Annotated in this window: 16 protein-coding genes; 4 read left to right on the top strand and 12 right to left on the bottom strand. The window is 68.9% G+C overall.

What is annotated here, in order from left to right:
• Positions 1–82: 82 nt before the first annotated feature.
• Genes JC881_RS27465 through JC881_RS27425 form a run of 9 tightly spaced genes read right to left on the bottom strand, consistent with a single transcriptional unit; the run spans position 83 to position 10,531 of the window.
• Positions 83–1,561 (bottom strand): N-acyl-D-amino-acid deacylase family protein, encoded by a 1,479-nt coding sequence (locus tag JC881_RS27465; protein ID WP_198788860.1) that lies wholly within the window; start codon positions 1,559–1,561, stop codon positions 83–85.
• The gene (locus tag JC881_RS27460; protein WP_198788859.1) at positions 1,558–2,472 is read right to left on the bottom strand and encodes a MurR/RpiR family transcriptional regulator; all 915 of its coding nucleotides are present in this window, start codon (positions 2,470–2,472) and stop codon (positions 1,558–1,560) included. The genes JC881_RS27465 and JC881_RS27460 overlap by 4 nt, the downstream gene beginning before the upstream one ends.
• Positions 2,473–2,486: 14 nt before the next feature.
• The gene (locus tag JC881_RS27455; RefSeq protein WP_198788858.1) at positions 2,487–3,806 is read right to left on the bottom strand and encodes an amino acid deaminase; all 1,320 of its coding nucleotides are present in this window, start codon (positions 3,804–3,806) and stop codon (positions 2,487–2,489) included.
• Complete coding sequence (locus JC881_RS27450) at positions 3,803–4,792, bottom strand: ABC transporter ATP-binding protein (protein ID WP_198788857.1); 990 nt, start codon at positions 4,790–4,792, stop codon at positions 3,803–3,805. The genes JC881_RS27455 and JC881_RS27450 overlap by 4 nt, the downstream gene beginning before the upstream one ends.
• Positions 4,789–5,838: an ABC transporter ATP-binding protein gene (locus JC881_RS27445; RefSeq protein ID WP_198788856.1), complete on the bottom strand. Its 1,050-nt coding sequence runs from the start codon at positions 5,836–5,838 to the stop codon at positions 4,789–4,791. The genes JC881_RS27450 and JC881_RS27445 overlap by 4 nt, the downstream gene beginning before the upstream one ends.
• Positions 5,838–6,677, bottom strand: a complete 840-nt coding sequence (locus tag JC881_RS27440; RefSeq protein WP_041942799.1) for an ABC transporter permease — start codon at positions 6,675–6,677, stop codon at positions 5,838–5,840. Before JC881_RS27440 ends, JC881_RS27445 begins: the two co-directional genes overlap by 1 nt.
• Positions 6,678–6,687: 10 nt before the next feature.
• The gene (locus JC881_RS27435; RefSeq protein WP_198788866.1) at positions 6,688–7,641 is read right to left on the bottom strand and encodes an ABC transporter permease; all 954 of its coding nucleotides are present in this window, start codon (positions 7,639–7,641) and stop codon (positions 6,688–6,690) included.
• An 8-nt stretch (positions 7,642–7,649) separates the two neighbouring features.
• A complete protein-coding gene (locus JC881_RS27430) occupies positions 7,650–8,918 on the bottom strand; it encodes a lactonase family protein (protein ID WP_198788855.1) in 1,269 nt (422 codons plus the stop codon).
• Positions 8,919–8,938: 20 nt separating this feature from the next.
• Positions 8,939–10,531: an ABC transporter substrate-binding protein gene (locus tag JC881_RS27425; protein WP_198788854.1), complete on the bottom strand. Its 1,593-nt coding sequence runs from the start codon at positions 10,529–10,531 to the stop codon at positions 8,939–8,941.
• A gap of 193 nt (positions 10,532–10,724) precedes the next feature.
• On the opposite strand from JC881_RS27425, the gene JC881_RS27420 reads away from it, so the two are divergent.
• A complete protein-coding gene (locus JC881_RS27420) occupies positions 10,725–11,111 on the top strand; it encodes a RidA family protein (RefSeq protein WP_093439950.1) in 387 nt (128 codons plus the stop codon).
• 3 nt (positions 11,112–11,114) lie between these two features.
• Here JC881_RS27420 and JC881_RS27415 read toward each other — a convergent pair whose 3' ends face one another.
• Positions 11,115–11,705, bottom strand: a complete 591-nt coding sequence (locus tag JC881_RS27415) for an ATP-dependent Clp protease proteolytic subunit (RefSeq protein WP_198788865.1) — start codon at positions 11,703–11,705, stop codon at positions 11,115–11,117.
• Positions 11,706–11,792: 87 nt separating this feature from the next.
• Here JC881_RS27415 and JC881_RS27410 point away from each other — a divergent pair, with 87 nt between their 5' ends.
• On the top strand, positions 11,793–12,557 hold the full coding sequence (locus tag JC881_RS27410) for a sigma-70 family RNA polymerase sigma factor (protein WP_198788853.1): 765 nt from the start codon (positions 11,793–11,795) through the stop codon (positions 12,555–12,557).
• Between the two features lie 123 nt (positions 12,558–12,680).
• Here the strand turns inward: JC881_RS27410 and lolD are convergent, their stop codons facing one another.
• Entirely contained in the window at positions 12,681–13,358 is a 678-nt protein-coding gene (gene lolD, locus JC881_RS27405) for a lipoprotein-releasing ABC transporter ATP-binding protein LolD (protein ID WP_198788852.1), read from the bottom strand.
• Positions 13,351–14,607 (bottom strand): lipoprotein-releasing ABC transporter permease subunit, encoded by a 1,257-nt coding sequence (locus tag JC881_RS27400; RefSeq protein WP_198788851.1) that lies wholly within the window; start codon positions 14,605–14,607, stop codon positions 13,351–13,353. The genes lolD and JC881_RS27400 overlap by 8 nt, the downstream gene beginning before the upstream one ends.
• Before the next feature lie 169 nt (positions 14,608–14,776).
• Here JC881_RS27400 and JC881_RS27395 point away from each other — a divergent pair, with 169 nt between their 5' ends.
• The gene (locus tag JC881_RS27395) at positions 14,777–15,715 is read left to right on the top strand and encodes a hypothetical protein (RefSeq protein ID WP_233102074.1); all 939 of its coding nucleotides are present in this window, start codon (positions 14,777–14,779) and stop codon (positions 15,713–15,715) included.
• The gene (recJ, locus tag JC881_RS27390; RefSeq protein ID WP_198788849.1) at positions 15,712–17,433 is read left to right on the top strand and encodes a single-stranded-DNA-specific exonuclease RecJ; all 1,722 of its coding nucleotides are present in this window, start codon (positions 15,712–15,714) and stop codon (positions 17,431–17,433) included. The genes JC881_RS27395 and recJ overlap by 4 nt, the downstream gene beginning before the upstream one ends.
• Position 17,434 lies beyond the last annotated feature (1 nt).

The raw sequence follows: 17,434 nt of genomic DNA, 5'->3' as shown, positions 1-17,434 counted from the left end.
CGAAATCAAGGAGGAGGCCGCAGGCCGGGGGACATTCGCGGAGGGGAGCACCCGGCGGCCTGCGCACCCGCCCCGAATGACTTCAGCCCCCGCGCGTCAACATCCGCCCGGCACGCGCAAGCACGCGCGCTTCGGCCTCACCGCCGCGATACGCGAGCACGCCGTTCACGAACACACGCTCCACGCCCACGCTCACGCCGTGCGGCTTGTCGTAGGTCGCGGTGTCGGCGATGGTCTCGGGGTCGAACACCACCACGTCCGCCATCGTGCCCGCGCGCAGCAGGCCGCGGTCCGCGATGCGCAGGTTGCGCGCGGTCATGCCGGTCATCTTGTGCACCGCCTGCTCCAGCGTGAAGAGGCGGCGCTGGCGCCAGTAGCGCGCGAACACGCGCGGGAACGCGCCCCACAGGCGCGGATGCGGATGCCGGTCGTGCGGCAGGCCGTCGCTGCCGATCATCGTGAGCGGGTGCGCGATGACGCGCTCCACGTCTTCCTCCTGCATCTGGAAGTAGCAGGCGCCACCGGGCTTCAGGCGCAGGCACGCCGCCTGTTCGGTGATGCCCCATTCGCGCGCGATGTCGGACACGAGGCGCCCGGTCATCTCGGGATGCGGGTCGGACCAGGTGAGCAGCACGTCGATGACGCCGTCCACCAGGTCTTCGCGCAGCACGGTCGAGCCGGCCACGTAGGGGTACACGTCCATCGCGATCTGCTGGCGCTGCGCGAGCGATTCGATCAGCGGCAGCGTCTCTTTCGTGCGGCCCCAGTTCGCGGGGCCGGCGCACTTGTGGTGCGAGATGACCAGCGGCACGCTGGCATTGAAAGCCGAGTCGCCGGCCTCGTGCAGCGCCTCGATGATCTGCTGCATCTCGCTGCGCAGGTGCGTGGCGTACACGCCGCCGTGCCGCGCGACCACGCGCGCGAGTGCGGTGACTTCTTCTGCCGGTGCGGCGAAGGCCTCTTCGTAGAACAGGCCCGACGACATGCCGTGCGCGCCGTCGGCCATGCAGCTGTCGAGCAGCGCTTCCATGCGCGCGAGCTCCTCGCCGCTCGCGGGCCGCTCGAGCGCCTGCATCGTCGCGAAGCGCAGCGTGGTGTGGCCGACGAGCGCGGCCACGTTGAGCGCGGGCTGCGTCGCATCGACGGCGGCGCGGTACTCGGCCATCGTCGAGTGCCTGAACGAATCGGCGCCCAGCAGCGTGAGCGGCGGTTTCGATTGCGGCGTGCGGTACGGCGCGAGCGAGATGCCGCAGTTGCCCGTCACCACCGTGGTAATGCCCTGCGACACTTTCGGCAGGCACAGCGGATCGCGCAGCACGATCGCATCGTCGTGCGTGTGCGCGTCGATGAAGCCGGGGGCGATCACTTTCGCGCGGCAGTCGACGATGTCGAGATCAGCGACGCTCAGCCCTTCGGGCAGCCGTCCGCGCAGGCCCTCGCCAAGCGCGAGGATGCGGTCGCCCTGCAACAGCACGTCGCCGGGCCACGAAGGTCCGCCCGAACCGTCGACCACGAGGCCGGCTTCGAGCAATATGGCCTTTACGGCTTTCGGCTCGCTCACGATGCGCGCCCTCCCTTTTCGTTGATGCCGCCGCCGTCCCAGCTTTGCAGCGGGTGCGTGGTGGCGTCGATGCCATGGCGCTGGAAGGCTTCGCGCGCACGCTGCAGGCGCTGCACCGCGGGCTCGCCGCGGCGTTGCGCAACCAGCACCGTGAGGATCTCGATGGCCGTGAGGTGCGTGAGGTAGGCATCGATGCCCACGTGCATCACCGCGTCGTCGGGCACCGAGAGGCCCAGCAGGAAGTCGGCCTTCGCCGCGAGCGCCGTGCCGGGCCGCGTGAGCGCGACCACCTTGGCGCCCTGCCCGCGTGCGATGTCCACCGCATCCAGCAGCGAGGGCATGCCGCCCACGTGCGAGATCGCGATGACCACGCCGCCCGGCCGCTGCGCCGCGCCGGCGACTTGCTGCAGGTGGTAGTCGGCCCAGGCGTTGGCCGAGAGGCCGAGGCGAAAGAGCCGCGCCTGCAGGTCGTTGGCCATGAACCACGAGGTGGCGCCCGCGCCGTACAGGTCCACATGCGGCGCGGCCGCGATGGCGGCCACGGCGCCGTCGAGCACCTGCATGTCGAGCTGGCCGCGCACGCCCGAGACCGAGGCCGCGGCGCTGCGCGCGATCTTGCCGACCACTTCGTCGGCCGCGTCCTCGATGTTCACGCGGCGGTGCAGCGGCGAGCCGCCGAGCGCGAGCTCCTGCGCGAGCGCGAGCTTGAATTCGCGCAGGCCCGCGAAGCCGAGGTCGCGGCAGGTGCGCATGATGGTGGGCACCGAGCTGCGCGAGCGCTCGGCCAGCTGCTCGAAGCTCTCTTCGAGCACGCGGTCGGGGTCTTCCAGGATCAGGTCCAGGATCGCGCGCCGCGTTGCCGGGGCGCTGCTGCGGATCTGCGCGATCTTCTGGAGCAGGGAGGGGGCCATCGGTGTGCGCGTTTTCAGAAGTGCATGGCGACGGCGTCGCTCACGCGGTAGTCGTTCTCGACGATGGGCATCCAGTGCCATTTGTCGAAGGTGGTGCAGGGGTGCGAGATGCCCAGGCCCACGCGGTCGCCGACCTTGGGCGCATCCGCCTCCTCGCTGGCCTCCCAGCGCAGGTACGCATGCTGGTCGTTGAGCGCGGTGATCTTCCAACCGGCCGGCACGCCCTGCGCTTCGAGCGCGCCGCGTGCTGCGCGTGCGATGGGCACGGGCATCGAGAGGTCGAACGAGATGTCGCGCTTGCCCACGGCAAGAATCGCCAGGCCCGGCTCGGGGCGCGATTGCACCGTGGCCCAGACCTCCATCGCGGGACGCAGGCTCTCGCCGCAGTCGCAGCCCAGGCGCTCATCGACCGCGCTGACCATGCGCTTGTAGAAGCCATGGTCGTGTGTGACGTAGCAGCCCGAGCGCAGGAGGCCGCGCACCGGCGAGCCCAGCGCGGGCTTCAGCCGCCCGGCCACGAGATCGAAGATGGCCGAGCCGCCGGCCGAGACCAGCACCTCGTCGGTCTCGAAGAGCTTGTGCGTATCGCAGTGGCGCGCGATGGCTTCCACGCGGTCCATCAGCGTGTTGGCATACGCGGTATCGGGCTCGCTCACGCCGGTGGCGCCCTGCCCTTCGTAGGTCTCGATGCCGACGAGCTTGACCGCATCGCTCGCGCGCAGGCGCGTGGCGAGCGCGACGGCCTCTTCGTGCGTGCGGCAGCCGGTGCGCGCGCCTTCGACGCCGATCTCGATCATCACGTCGAACGGCACGCTCGCGGGATGGCGCTTCGCCCAGTCCTCGATGAGGCCGAGCTGCGCGAGCGAATCGACCAGGAACACGATGCGCAGGCCCGCGTTCGCGCGCAGCAGCAGCTGGATGCCCGCGAGGTCTTCGTCGCTCACCACCTGGTTGGCGATGAGCGTGCGGCGCGCGCCGGCCGCCACGCCCACGGCCAGCTGCGTGACGGTCGCGAAGGTCAGGCCCCACGCGCCCGCGTCCAGCTGGCGCTGGAAGAGCTGCGGCGACATGCTGGTCTTGCCGTGCGGCGCGAGGTCGATGCCCCACTCGCGCACGCGCGACTGCATCCATGCGAGGTTGTGCTCCAGCGCCTCGCGCTTGAGCATCGCGAGCGGCAGCGGCAGGTCGCCGGCCAGCACGTTCCAGCCGGCGGCGCCGACTTCGCTGCGCAGGCGCGGCTGCTGGGTGCGCGGGTAGCCCTTGAAATTGCTGCCCAGCAGCGGGTCGGTGAAGCTCGTGGCGGTGGTGGTTGCGGTGTCTGTCATGGTCGTCATGCGGCGATGTTGGAGAGCAGTTCCTTGCGGATGCAGGCGCTGTAGTGTCCGGTGGAAATCTCGTCCAGCGGCGGCACGGTCTGCGCGCAGGCCTCGATGGCGTGCGGGCAGCGCGTGCGGAACACGCAGCCCGAGGGCGGCGAAATGGGGCTGGGAATATCGCCCTTGAGCGCGATGCGCTCGGTGGCGAGCGTGGGGTCGGGCTTCGGGCTCGCGGCCAGCAGCGCCTGGGTGTAGGGGTGCGCGGGGCGCGCGAAGAGCTCGTCGGTCTCGGCCACTTCCATCACCTTGCCCAGGTACAGCACCACCACGCGGTCGCACAGGTACTCGACCACATCGAGGTCGTGCGAGATGAAGAGCATGGTGAGGCCCAGGCGCTCGCGCAGGTCGGCCAGCAGGTTGATGACCTGCGATTGAATGGACACATCGAGCGCCGACAGCGGCTCGTCCGCCACGATGAATTCGGGCTCCACCGCGAGCGCGCGCGCCACGCCGATCCGCTGGCGCTGCCCGCCCGAGAACTCGTGCGGAAAGCGGCTCGCATGCTCGGCGCGCAGGCCCACGGTCTCCAGCAGTTCGGCGATGCGCTTGTCGCGCGCCGCCGCGCCCTTGTGCAGGCCGTGCGTGGAAAGCGCTTCGCCCAGGATCGCGCTGATGCGCATCTTCGGGTTCAGGCTCGCATACGGGTCCTGGAAAATGATCTGCAGCTTGCTGCGGAGCTTGCGCATGCGCTCGCCCGAGAGCGCGCCGATGTCGTCGCCGCGGTAGAGCACCTGGCCCTCGGTGCGCTCGACCAGCCGCAGCACGGTGCGGCCGATGGTGCTTTTGCCCGAGCCCGATTCGCCGACCAGGCCCAGCGTTTCGCCGGGCTGGATCGCGAACGACACGTCGTCGACCGCGCGCACCGGGCGGTCGCTGCTGCCGAAGTATTTCTTGAGTCCGCGGACTTCGATCAGAGGAGGAGAGGAAGAAGAAATGGCGGTCATGCGACCCTCGCGAGTGGGGCATCGGGCTGCACGCGAATGCAGCGGGCCTGGCGGCCCGGGCGGATGTCGATGAGCGGCGGGATCGCGGCGCTGCAGCCGGCCAGCGCCAGGTCGCAGCGCGGCTCGAAGGCGCAGCCGGGCGGCGGCGCGAGCGGGCTCGATACCTGCCCGCGGATCGCGAACAGGCGCTTGGGCTTGGGTTGCCCGGGAACACGCGCCTTGCCCGGAAGGCACGCCAGCAGGCCTTGGGTGTACGGGTGCTCGGGCTGCGCGAACAGCGGCCGCACGGGCGCGCTCTCGACCACGCGGCCTGCATAGAGCACCACCACGTCGTCCGCATGGTGCGCGACCACGCCCAGGTTGTGGGTGATGAAGAGGATGCTCATGCCCGTCTCGGCCTGCAGCCGCCGCATGAGCTCGAGGATCTGCGCCTGGATGGTCACGTCCAGCGCGGTGGTGGGCTCGTCGGCGATCAGGAGCGTCGGGTCGCAGGCCATCGCGAGCGCGATCATCACGCGCTGGCGCATGCCACCCGAGAGCTGGTGCGGGTACTCGTGGATGCGCTGCGCCGCCGCAGGAATTTCCACCAGCTCCAGCATGCGCAGCGCATGCGCGAGCGCGGCCTTGCGGTCCAGGCCCTTGTGCAGCCGCACGCTCTCGGCGATCTGCTCGCCGATGGTGAAGACCGGGTTCAGGCTGGTCATCGGCTCCTGGAAGATCATCGACAGCTGGTTGCCGCGCAGCGACCGCATCTCGCGCTCGCCGATCTGCAGCAGGTCGAGCGTCTTGCCTTCGCGCGTGACGAAAGCGGCCGAGCCGCTGACCTGCGCGTTCGCGGTCTTGGGCAAAAGGCGCATCAGCGTGAGGCTGGTGACCGACTTGCCCGAGCCCGATTCGCCGACCAGCGCGGTGGTCTTGCCCGGCTGGATGGAGAAGCTCACATCGGCCACCGAGCGGATCAGGCCGTCCTCGGTGGGAAAGCTCGTGCTCAGGTTGCTGACCGTCAAACGCGGTGTGTTGTTCGTGGGGTTCGTGGGGTTCGTCATCACGAGGTCTTCTTGAGCTTGGGGTCCAGCAGGTCGCGCACGCCGTCGCCGAGCAGTTGCAGCGAGAGCGCCGTGAAGATGATCGCGAGCCCCGGGAACAGCACCACCCAGAAGGCCTGGTGCGCGTACTGCTGGCTGCCCGCGACCATGGTGCCCCAGGTCGGAATCTCGGGCGGCACGCCGACGCCGAGGAACGAGAGCCCCGCCTCGGCCAGGATCGCGTAGGCGAAGATGAACGACACCTGCACGAGGATCGGCGACATGAGGTTCGGCAATATGTGCCGCCACAGGATGCGCGAGGTGCGCACGCCCAGCGCGCGCACCGCCTCGACGAACAGCAGCTCCCGCACCACCAGCGTGGAAGCCCGCACCACCCGCGCCACGCGGGGCGTGTACACCAGCACCAGCGCGAGCACGGTGTTCATCAGCGAAGGCCCGAGGATCGCCACCAGCGCGATGGCCAGGAGGATGTCGGGGAAGGACATCATCGCGTCGACCACGCGCATGAGCGGCGTGTCGAGCCGGCGAAAGAACCCGGCCATCAGGCCCAGCACCGTGCCGGCGATGACCGAGCCCAGCGCGGTGAGCGCCGCGATGGCCAGCGAGTAGCGCGCGCCGTGCACGATGCGCGAATAGAGGTCGCGGCCGAGTTCGTCGGTGCCGAGCAAATGCTCGGCGCTCGGTGCCTTCAGGCGGTCGAGCACGGCGGTGTCGTTGGGGTCGATGGAGGCGAACAGCGGCGCGCCGATGGCGAGCACCGCGATCACCAGCAGCACCAGCGCGGAGACCATCACGATGCGGCGGTGCATCAGCTGGCGGAGCATGCGGGGCATTTGCATTTTTCTTCCCTCAGACCTTCACGCGCGGATCGACCACCGCATACAGCAGATCGATCGAGAAATTGATGAGCACGTAGATCGCGGCAATCACGAGCAGCGCGCCTTGAATGACGGGGTAATCGCGCCGCAGCACCGCGCTCACCACGAGGTTGCCGACGCCCGGCAGGCCGAACACCGTCTCGGTGATGACGGCGCCGCCGATCATCAGCGCGACCGTGAGGCCGATCACCGTGACGATGGGCACCAGCGCATTGCGCAGCGCGTGCTTGAGCACCACCTTGCTTTCGGAGAGGCCCTTGGAGCGCGCGGTGCGCACGTAGTCTTCGCCGAGCACGTCGAGCATCGAGGCGCGCGTGAAGCGGATGATGAGCGCCGAGTTCAACAGGCCCAGCACCGCGGCCGGCAGCACCAGCGCATGCAGTCGCTCGGCCAGCGCCGCATCGGGCGCGCCGTAGCCCGACACCGGGAACCAGCCGAACGACACCGCGAAGATCTGGATCAGCACGATGCCCAGCCAGAAGCTCGGAATGCTCGCGCCGAGCATCGCGATGCCGGTGAACAGCTGGTCGACCACGCGCCCGCGAAACACCGCCGAGACGATGCCGCAGGGCACGCCGATCAGCGCCGCGATGGCCACGGCCATGAGCGCGAGCAGCGTGGTGGGCTCGGCACGCTCCCACAGCGCCTGCGTCACCGGGCGCTGCAGGAAGATCGAGGTGCCCAGGTTGCCCTGCAGCACTTCGCGCAGCCAGTAGCCGAACTGCACGGGCAGCGGCTTGTCCAGGCCGTAGTCCTTTTGCACGCGCGCGATGTCGGCCGCGGTGGCCTGGTCGCCCAGCAGCACCGAGACCGGATCGCCCGACGCGGCGCGCGTGAGCACGAAGACCAGCACCGCCACGATGGCGAGCACGACGAGCATGCCGCCCGCGCGCGAGGCGATGTAGCGCAGCGGCGCACTTTTCATCTTCGGCATCACGACGAGAACTCGATGGCGGCCGCGCTGCCGACGGCCACGTACTGGCCGGTGAACTGGATGTCGCCCTTCTTCACGCGGAACACCGTGACGTTGTCGCCCTGCTTGTTGTGGCACACGTAGAGAAAGCGCCCGCTCGGATCGAGCGTGCAGCTGCGCGGGTAGTTGCCGCGCGTCCACTCCTCGCGCACGAGCGTGGGCGCGCCGGTGCGGGCGTCGACCTTGAAGAGCGAGATCGAATCGTGCAGCCGGTTGAGCGACACGAAGTGCTGGCCGTCCGGCAGCATGCGGATGCCCGAGGCGTAGCTGGTGCCCTTGAAGCCCTTGGGCAGCGCCGAGGTTTCGCTCACCAGCGTGAGCACGCCGGTGGCGCTGTCGTAGCGCATGAAGGCGATGGTCGAGGCCTCTTCGTTCACGAGGTAGAGCCACTTGCCGTTCGGGTGGAAGACGAAGTGGCGCGCGCCCGAGCTTTCGGACACGGCGACCGTGCTCGGCTCGCTCAGCACGCCGGTGATGCGGTCGAAGCGGTACGAGATCACGCGATCGAGGCCCAGGTCCGCCACCAGCACGAAGTTGCCGGTCGGATCGCTGTGCACCATGTGCGCATGCGGGCCGTCGTGGTCGCTCGTGGCAAAGCCTTCGTGCGAGCGGGCCGCGGCCGGCACCACGTCGGCGCCGGGCTTGCAGGGCGTGGCGCCGCAGGCGGCCACGTCCTTGTAGACGACGGCGGCGACGTCCGGATCGAAGCCGCCGTCGGTGCGCAGCGCGATCACGCTCACATCGCCGCTAGCGTAGTTCGCGGTGAAGAGAAAACGACCGTCGGGATGCACGCTGATGTAGGCCGGGTCCTTGCCGCCGCAGGCCATTTCGGCCACGAACGACAGCGCGCCACGGTCGCTGGTGCTTGTGCCGATGCGGAAGGCGGAAACAGAGCCGGCCTCGAACTCGTTGGCCGCATAGAGCATCGGCAGCTTCGGGTGCCGCGCGAGCGATGCGGGGTTGCGCAGCTTGGCGCTATCGCCGGTGCTCGCCACCGCAGGCGGCGCGCCGGGGATGGGCTTGAGCGCGCCGGTCGCGCTGTCCACCACGAACTGGTGAACGCCCAGGCCGCGCCCGCCGCGCCACGGCTTGCCGCCGTCGCTGTAGGTGCCGACGTAGGCGTAGACAGGAGCCGACGTGGCGGCCTGTGCGGTGGAGGTCGTGAGACCCAGGGCTCCGAGGCCGGAGGCCAGTGCGCTGGCTTGCAGAAGTTGGCGACGCGATGGCATGGCGGATGTCCTTCGCGGCCTTACTTGATCTTCGCGTTCCAGAAGAACGGCCAGGTCGCGGGCGTGTAGTTGTCCAGCACCGGGCTCTTGGCCGAGAGGCCGTTGAACTTGCCGACGTTGATGTACGGCACCTCGTCGTAGACGACCTGCTGCACCTTGCCCCACAGCGCGCCGCGCTTGGCCGGATCGCTCTCGACGTTGAAGGCCTGCAGCGCCGACTTCTTGGCGGGCGTGTCCCACCAGCCGGGGGCGCCGTCACCCAGCTGCGGCGGCGAGAGCATCGGCTCGGGGAACTGGCCCGAGTGGGTCACGTAGATGTCCCAGAGCTTGGAGTCGTTGCGGCGCTGCACGAGCGTGGCCCAGTCGACCACGTTGAGGTCGACCTTGAAGCCCGCGCGCTTCAATTGCTCGGCCATCAGCAGCGACATGTTGTAGTGGAAGTCGTACTGGCGGCTGGTGAGCACGCGGATCGGATCGCCCTTGTAGCCGGCCTTGGCCGCAAGTTCCTTGGCCTTGGCGGCGTTGCGCTGGTTGTACTGGTCGCCGCCGGCGGTCGAATAGAACGGCGAGCCCTTGGGGAAGTGGTTGCCCTCGGCCACGAAGAAGCGCGTGTCGCCGAAGCCCGCGGCGAGCATCTCGCCTTCGCCGAGCGCGGTCTGGATCGCCTGGCGCACCGGCTGGCTCGCGGCCACGCCTTCCTTGGTGTTGAGCACGAGGTAGGGGAAGCCGAACGACGGCGTCATGATCGGCACGGTCTTGCCGCCCGATTTTTCCAGGCGCGGCAGCGCCTCCACCGGCAGCAGGTCGGCGAAGTCGTACTGGCCCGCGAGCGCGCCTTCGACGCGCGTGCTGGCGTTGGGCACGGGCACGAAGCGCAGCTCCTCGATCGCTGCTTCGCGCTTGCCGCCGTAGCCGCTCGCGGGTTCCTTGCGCGCGGCGTACTTGTCGAAGCGGGTGAGCAGCACGAACTGGTCGGGGCGGCGCTCCTTGAACTTGTAGGGGCCGGTGCCGACGAACTCCTTGAGCGGCGAGGCGATCGAGTCCTTGGCCATGATCGCGGCCATGCCGCTGGGGAGGGCCAGCTGCGAGAGCAGCGGCGCATACGGCGCCTTCAGCACGATCTCCACGCCGAGCGGGCCCTTGGCCTTGAGCGTCTCGATTTCCTTGCCCACGGCCTTGCCGCGCGGCGACTGGTCCATCCAGCGCTGCAGGCTCGCGACCACATCGTCGGCGTTGAGTTCGCGGCCGTTGTGCAGCATCACGCCCTTGCGAAGGGTGATGGCGTAGGTCTTGCCGTCGGCGGAGATCTTCGGCATCGTTTCGGCCAGCATCGGCACCACGTTCCACTTGGCATCGAAGGTGTAGAGCGTCTCGTACACGTGCTGCATGATGGTTCCGACCAGGTCGGCCGTGGAGGCCATCGGGTCGAGCGTCTGCGGCTCGGCCACCATCGCGAGCGTGGCGAAGTTGCGCGGCCCCTGGGCATGCGCCTCGTGCTGCGGCAGCGCGGCGCACAGCATCGCGAGGAGAGACGCACCCAGCAGGCTGCGCTTGGACAGCGTGGGCAGGCGCTGGACGAGACCAGCGTGGGCGGCGTGGGCGGCGTTGGGCATGGGGAGAACTCCTTCGTGGGGTCGGGCAGGGTTTGTGAAAGAAATTTTCTTTTCGGCCCGGACTTTGAAGCAGTATTCATGCCAAATCATCCGTGTTAACCCTTGTTCGAGGGTTATTCTGAAATAGATTTTCAGATTGGATCGATACTTGCGGTCCGCTTTTCTTTCATTCCCCCACTTCAGGAGTCCTCCCATGCCCCTCGAATACCTCGGCGCCCCGCCCGTCGCCTCGGACCGCCAGGCCCGCCCCTTCTCCCCGGCCGTGCGCGCGGGCGATTTCATCTACGTCTCGGGCCAGGTGCCGGCCAATGCCGACGGCGAGATCGTGGTGGGCGGCATCGAGGCGCAGACGCGCCAGGTGATGGAGAACCTGAAGAAAGTGCTCGCGCTGGCCGGCGCGACGCTCGACGACGTGTGCAAGAGCACCGTCTGGCTGCACGATGCGCGCGACTTTGGTGCCTTCAACCGCATCTACATGGGCTACTTCGGCGAGAACAAGCCGGCGCGCTCGACCACCGAGGCGCGCCTCATGGTCGATGCGAAGGTCGAGATCGACGTGGTGGCCTACAAGCCCAAGTAACTGCTACTTCAGCTCGGTCTTGCGCTGGATGATCCGCGAGACCAGCCCGTATTCCACCGCCTCCTCGGCCGAGAGCCAGCGGTCGCGCTCGATGTCGGCCAGCACCACGTCGATGGGCTTGCCCGTCTCGCGCGCGATCTCGTGCGCGATGCGCTGGCGGGCCTTGATGATTTCCTGTGCCTGGATCGCGATGTCGGTCGCCTGCCCGCCCGCGCCGCCGCTGGGCTGGTGGATCAAAAAGCGCGTGTTGGGCAGGCACACGCGGCGCTCGCGCGGGGCCGCGAGAAAGAGGTGCGTCGCCGCGCTGCCGACCCAGCCGGTGCCGATCATGTTCACCGGCGCGCCGATGAAGCGCACGATGTCGTGGATCGCATCGCCCGACTCCAGGTGCCCGCCGGGCGAGCTCACCAGGATGTCGATGGGTTGCTGGTTGTCCGCATCGAGCGCGATGAGCCGGCGCGTGACGTCGGCGGCCACCGCGTCGGTGATGCTGCCGAAGATCAGCAGCGTGCGCGATTTGAATGCCTTCTCCTCCAGGTAGGAGTTGCGCGGCTCGGCCGTGGCCGCGGGCTTGGTGTCGTCGTCGGTTTCCATGATCAAGAAAAACTCCTGTGGTTGAACTGTCTTGACGAACAAGCCCACAGTTTCGTGACATTGCGGGGGCTGTGGCAAGCTGCATCGATGCTCGATGAACGCTACCTGTCGCAATTGCCGGCGCATCGCGGCCGGCTCGTCCGTGCCGCGGCACGGCTCCTGGGCAACACGGCCGAGGCCGAAGACGTGGTGCAGGACACGTATCTGCGCGCCCTCGAAGAGGGTGACCAGCCGGCACTCGATGTTGCGCAGGCCTGGCTCACCACCGTGATGCAGCACCTGGCCATCGACCGGCTGCGACGGCGCAACTGGATGCAGCGTTGGCTTCAGGATGCGCAGGCGCTGGAGCCTGCGGCCGAGGCTGCTTCCATCGAATCCCACGCAGCGCTGGCGCAAGAGGTCGAACAGGCGCTGCGGTTGCTGGCCGCGCGGCTGAGTCCCGCAGACGGCGCCGCGGTGCTGCTGCGCGAAGTGTTCGAGGCCAGCTTCAAGGAAATTGCAGAGGCCGCTGGCAAGACCGAGGCGGCGTGCCGGCAGCAGCTGCATCGCGCATTGCTGCGGCTGCGGCAGGACAACAAGGACGCGGGAGACGGCGGCTCTGAAGCGGTCTTCCATGTGTACCGACAAGCGCTGCATGACTGCGATGCGCGTACGCTGTTCGCGATGCTGCGGCAGCCGCCGGCGCGTGCGCTCGCCATGTCGGCTGCGATGGCACCCAAGTCCGATGCACCGCGCGCGATGTGCCAGGTGATGCAGATCGGCGGACAGCTCGGCCTCGTGCTGACGCTCGGCGGCAAGGTGCTGTGCGTGCTGCCGCTGGATGCGAGCCAGGTCGAAGAAGCGTTGCATTAGCCCCTTCCCCCGCTGGGGGAAGGTTGGGATGGGGGCACGCGCGGCCTTGAAGGCTGCATGGCGTTGGAGGCCGCGAGCCCCCACCCCGGCCCTCCCCCAGCGGGGGAGGGAGAAAGGCAAGGGTCAGCCCGCGAGCCGGCCCGCCACCAACTGCAGCACGCGGTCGCAGCGCTTGGCCAGCTCCTGGTCGTGCGTGACCATCACGAACGCCGTGCCATGCCGGTGCGCCAGGTCGAGCATCAGCGCGAACACCGTGTCGGCCGTGCTGCGGTCCAGGTTGCCCGTGGGCTCGTCGGCCAGCACGCACGCTGGCTGCGTGACCAGCGCGCGCGCAATGGCCACGCGCTGGCGCTCGCCGCCAGAGAGCTCGGCCGGGCGATGGTGCACGCGCTCACCGAGGCCCACGCTCGCGAGGATCTTGCGGGCCGACTCCGCGGCCTGCGCCGCCTCGACGCGGCGGATCTTCAGCGGCATCGCCACGTTGTCCAGCGCGCTGAATTCGGGCAGCAGGTGATGGAACTGGTAGACGAAACCCAGGTGCTGGTTGCGCAGCCGCCCCTGCTCCGCGGCATCGGCATGCGCGATGTCCTTGCCGAGCAGTTCGACCTTGCCCGCGGTCGGCGCATCGAGCCCGCCCATCAAATGCAGCAGCGTGCTCTTGCCCGAGCCCGAGGCGCCGACGATGGCCAGCGTTTCGCCGGCATGCACATCCAGGTCCACGCCGTGCAGCACGGTGAGGTCGATGCGTCCTTCGTGAAAACGTTTGGTGAGCCCGCGTGCCTTCAATACGACTTCACTCATAGCGCAGCGCCTCCGCGGGGTTGACGCGACTGGCGCGCCAGCTCGGGTACAGCGTTGCAAGAAAAGCCAGGACGAGGGAGATGATCGCGATGGGCATGATGTCGCTCTGCTGCGGGTCGCTCGGCATCTTGCTGATCAGGTAGATGTCCTTGGGCAGGAAGCTCGCGTGAAAGAGCTGCTCCAGAAAGGGCACGATCACGTCGATGTTGTAGGCGATGCCCAGGCCCAGCAGCAGGCCCGCCACCGTGCCGATCACGCCCACCATCGCGCCCTGCACCACGAAGATGCCCATGATGCTGCGCGGCGAGCTGCCGAGCGTGCGCAGGATGGCGATGTCGGCGCGCTTGTCGGTCACCGTCATGACGAGCGTGGAAACCAGGTTGAACGCCGCCACCGCCACGATCAGCGTGAGGATGATGAACATCATGCGTTTCTCCACCTGCACGGCCGCGAACCAGGTCTTGTTCTGGCGCGTCCAGTCGCGGATCAGGAATTCGCCCGGCAGGCTCACGGCCAGCTGGTCGGCGATGTCGCGGGCTTCGTTCAGGTCCTTGAGCTTCAGGCGAATGCCGGTCGGGCCTTCGAGGCGGAACACCTTGGCCGCGTCCTGCTCGTGCACCATCGCGAGGGCCGAGTCGTACTCGTAGTGGCCCGAATCGAAGGTGCCCACCACGGTGAACTGCTTCAGGCGCGGCACCACGCCGGCCGGCGTGACCTGGCCGCCCGGCGCCACCAGCGTGACCTTGTCGCCCGGCTGCACGAACATCGAGCGCGCGAGTTCCACGCCCAGCACGATGCCGAATTCGCCCGGCACCAGCTTGTCGAAGGTGCCCTTGCTCGCGATGCCGCCGGTGTCGGTCACTTCGGGTTCGAGCTTGGGGTCGATGCCGCGGACGATCGCGCCCTTCATGTCCTCGCCGCGCGCGATCAGCGCCTGCGTGTTGATGAAGGGGGCCGCGCCGATGACCTCGGGGTTCTTGCGCGCGGCGGCCATGATTTCATCCAGGCTCTGCAGCGCCTGGCCGTCGCGCGAGAAGATCTCGATGTGCGACACCACGCCGAGCATGCGGTCGCGCACCTCTTTCTGGAAGCCGTTCATCACACTGAGCACAATGATCAGCGCCGCCACGCCCAGGGCGATGCCAAGCATCGAGACACCGGAGATGAAGGAGATGAAGCCGTTGCGCCGCGTCGCCCGGCCTGCGCGCGTGTAGCGCCAGCCGAGCTGCAGTTCATAAGGGAGTCGCATCAAATTTCCTGCCGAGCCGCCTCAAAGGAAATTTGCCCGCCCTTGGGGGGCAGCGAATACACGAAGTGAGGAGCAAGGGGGTGGGTCATATACGGCGGGATTGTGGCATCACGGAAAACCCGGGGGCTTCCGGGACAATAGGGGAATGGCCGAACAACCCCCACGTCACTTGTTGATCCCTTTCGCCGGCCGCGGTTCCCCGGCGTGCCGCGCGGCATTGCCGGCGCTGAAGCTCCCGAATCTCGAATCCCTCCTCTCCCGGCTCACCCTCGCGGACACCGACACGCAGGACGAAAGCACGCGCTCGCCTCCGCATGAACGCGCGCTCGCCAAGGCGCTGGGCATTGCCGCCGCCGACGGCTGCATCCCCTGGGCCGCGCTCGAAGCCCGAAAGGCCGGCCTCGCCACCCCCGACGACGCCGAAGGCTGGGGCGTCGTCACGCTGTGCAACTGGCAGGTGGGCATCGACGACGTGGCGCTGGGCGATCCTGCCGCCATCGAGATCGACGCCGCCGAATCGACCGCGCTGCTCGATGTCGCCAAGCCGTTCTTCGAGGAAGACGGCATCGCGCTGCACGCCTCTACCACGCCCGGCCGCTGGCTCGCGCGCGCACGCATCTTCGATGGGCTGGCCACGGCCTCCATCGACCGCGCGGTGGGCTACCCGATCTCGCAGTGGTCGCCGCTGGGCGATTCGGCGCGGCCGCTGCGCCGCCTGCAGAACGAGATGCAGATGCTGCTCTACACGCAGCGCGTGAACGACGACCGCGCCGCGCGCGGCGTGCCGCCGATCAACTCCTTCTGGCTCAGCGGCACCGGCGCGTTGAAAGGCGCCACGCCGACAGCGCCTGCGCCAACCGTGAGCGAAGCCCTGCGCGTATCCGCCCTGCGCGACGACGGCGCGGGCTGGGCCGAGGCCTGGCAGGCGCTGGACGCGGGCGAGATCGCCTCGCTGCTGGCCGACTACACGCGCGGCGCCGACGTCGCGCTCACCCTCTGCGGCGACCGCGCCGCGCAGCGCTACACCGTGCAGCAGCGCGGCCTCGCGCGCTGGGCCAGGAGCCTGTTCGACCGAACGCGCGCGGGCACGGTGCTGGAGTCGCTGTGAAGATCATCGCCCGCGACATCCCCCCGCGCACCGTCTGGGCGCTGGAGCAGGCCGGCGTGCACCCGCTGCTCGCGCGCCTCTTCGCCGCGCGCGGCGTCATGGCCAAGGACGAGCTGGACGACGGGCTCGCCCGCCTGCTGCTCCCCGACACCCTGCGCGGCACGCGCGAAGCCGCCGTGCTGCTGGCCGACGCGATGGCGCAGGACAAGCGCCTGTGCATCGTCGCCGACTACGACTGCGACGGCGCCACCGCCTGCGCGGTCGGCGTGCGGGGCCTGCGCTTGCTCGGCGCCAAGCACGTGAGCTACCTCGTGCCCGATCGCGTGGTCGACGGCTACGGCCTCACGCCGCCGATCGCCGAGCGCGTGGCCGACAGCGGCGCCGACATGCTGATCACCGTGGACAACGGCATCGCGAGCGTCGAAGGCGTGGCGGCGGCCAAGGCGCGCGGCCTGCAGGTGCTGGTGACCGATCACCACCTGCCCGGCCCCGAACTGCCGATCGCCGACGTGCTGGTGAATCCGAACCAGCCCGGCTGCGAATTCGAGAGCAAGAGCATCGCCGGCGTGGGCGTCATGTTCTACGTGCTGCTCGCACTGCGCTCCGAGCTGCGCGCGCGCGGCGTGTTCGACGTGGCGACGCAGCCCAAGCTCGATGCGCTCCTGCCGCTGGTCGCTCTCGGCACCGTCGCCGACGTGGTGAAGCTCGATGCCAACAACCGCCGCCTCGTCGCGCAGGGCTTGCGCCGCATCCGCGCGGGCGCGATGCCCGCGGGCGTGGCCGCGCTCTTCAAGGCCGCGGGCCGCACGGCGTCGGTGGCCACCACCTTCGACTTCGGCTTTGCGCTCGGCCCGCGCATCAATGCGGCGGGGCGGCTCGCGGACATGACGCTCGGCATCGAATGCCTCCTGACCGACGACGCCGGCCGCGCCGACGAACTCGCGCGCATGCTGGACGGCATCAACCGCGAGCGGCGCGACATCGAGGGCGGCATGCGCGACCAGGCGCTGCTGCTGGCCGAATCGCTCTTCGCCACCGACGGTGAAGGCATCGAAGCGCCGCCGGCCGCCATCAGCGTGTTCGATGCGAACTTCCACGAAGGCGTGGTCGGCATCGTGGCCTCGCGCATCAAGGACCGCTTCCATCGCCCGACCTTCGTGTTCGCCGCGAGCGGCGCGCCGGGGAAAGAGCAGGAGCTCAAGGGCTCGGGCCGGTCGATTCCGGGCTTTCACCTGCGCGATGCGCTGGACCTCGTGGCCAAGCGCCATCCGGGCGTGCTGCTGCGCTTCGGCGGGCATGCGATGGCCGCGGGCTGCACCGTGGCACGCGAGCACTTCAAGACCTTCGAGCAGGCGCTCGCGCAGGTGGCGGGCGAATGGCTCGCCGTGGCCGCGCTCACGCGCCAGATCGAGACCGACGGGCCGATCGCGCGCGAGTACATGCGCATCGACCTGGTGGACACGCTGCACCGCGAGGTGTGGGGCCAGGGCTTTGCGCCGCCGACCTTCAGCGAAGAGGTGGAAGTGGTGTCGCAGCGCCTTGTGGGCGAGAAGCACCTGGCGCTCAAGCTGCGCCACCAGGGCCAGCCCATCGATGCGATCTGGTTCAGCCACACCGAGCCGCTGCCGCCGAAGGTGAAGCTCGCGTTCCGCCTCGACGCGGACGAGTGGCAGGGCGTGCGGCGCCTGCGCTTCCTGGTCGAAGGGGCGGAGTTCTAGA

The sequence above is a fragment of the Variovorax sp. IB41 genome, from assembly GCF_016405905.1.
Lineage (GTDB): Bacteria > Pseudomonadota > Gammaproteobacteria > Burkholderiales > Burkholderiaceae_C > Variovorax.
Note: the sequence above shows the minus strand (reverse complement) of the source record. Positions and strands in the feature narration are given on the sequence as shown.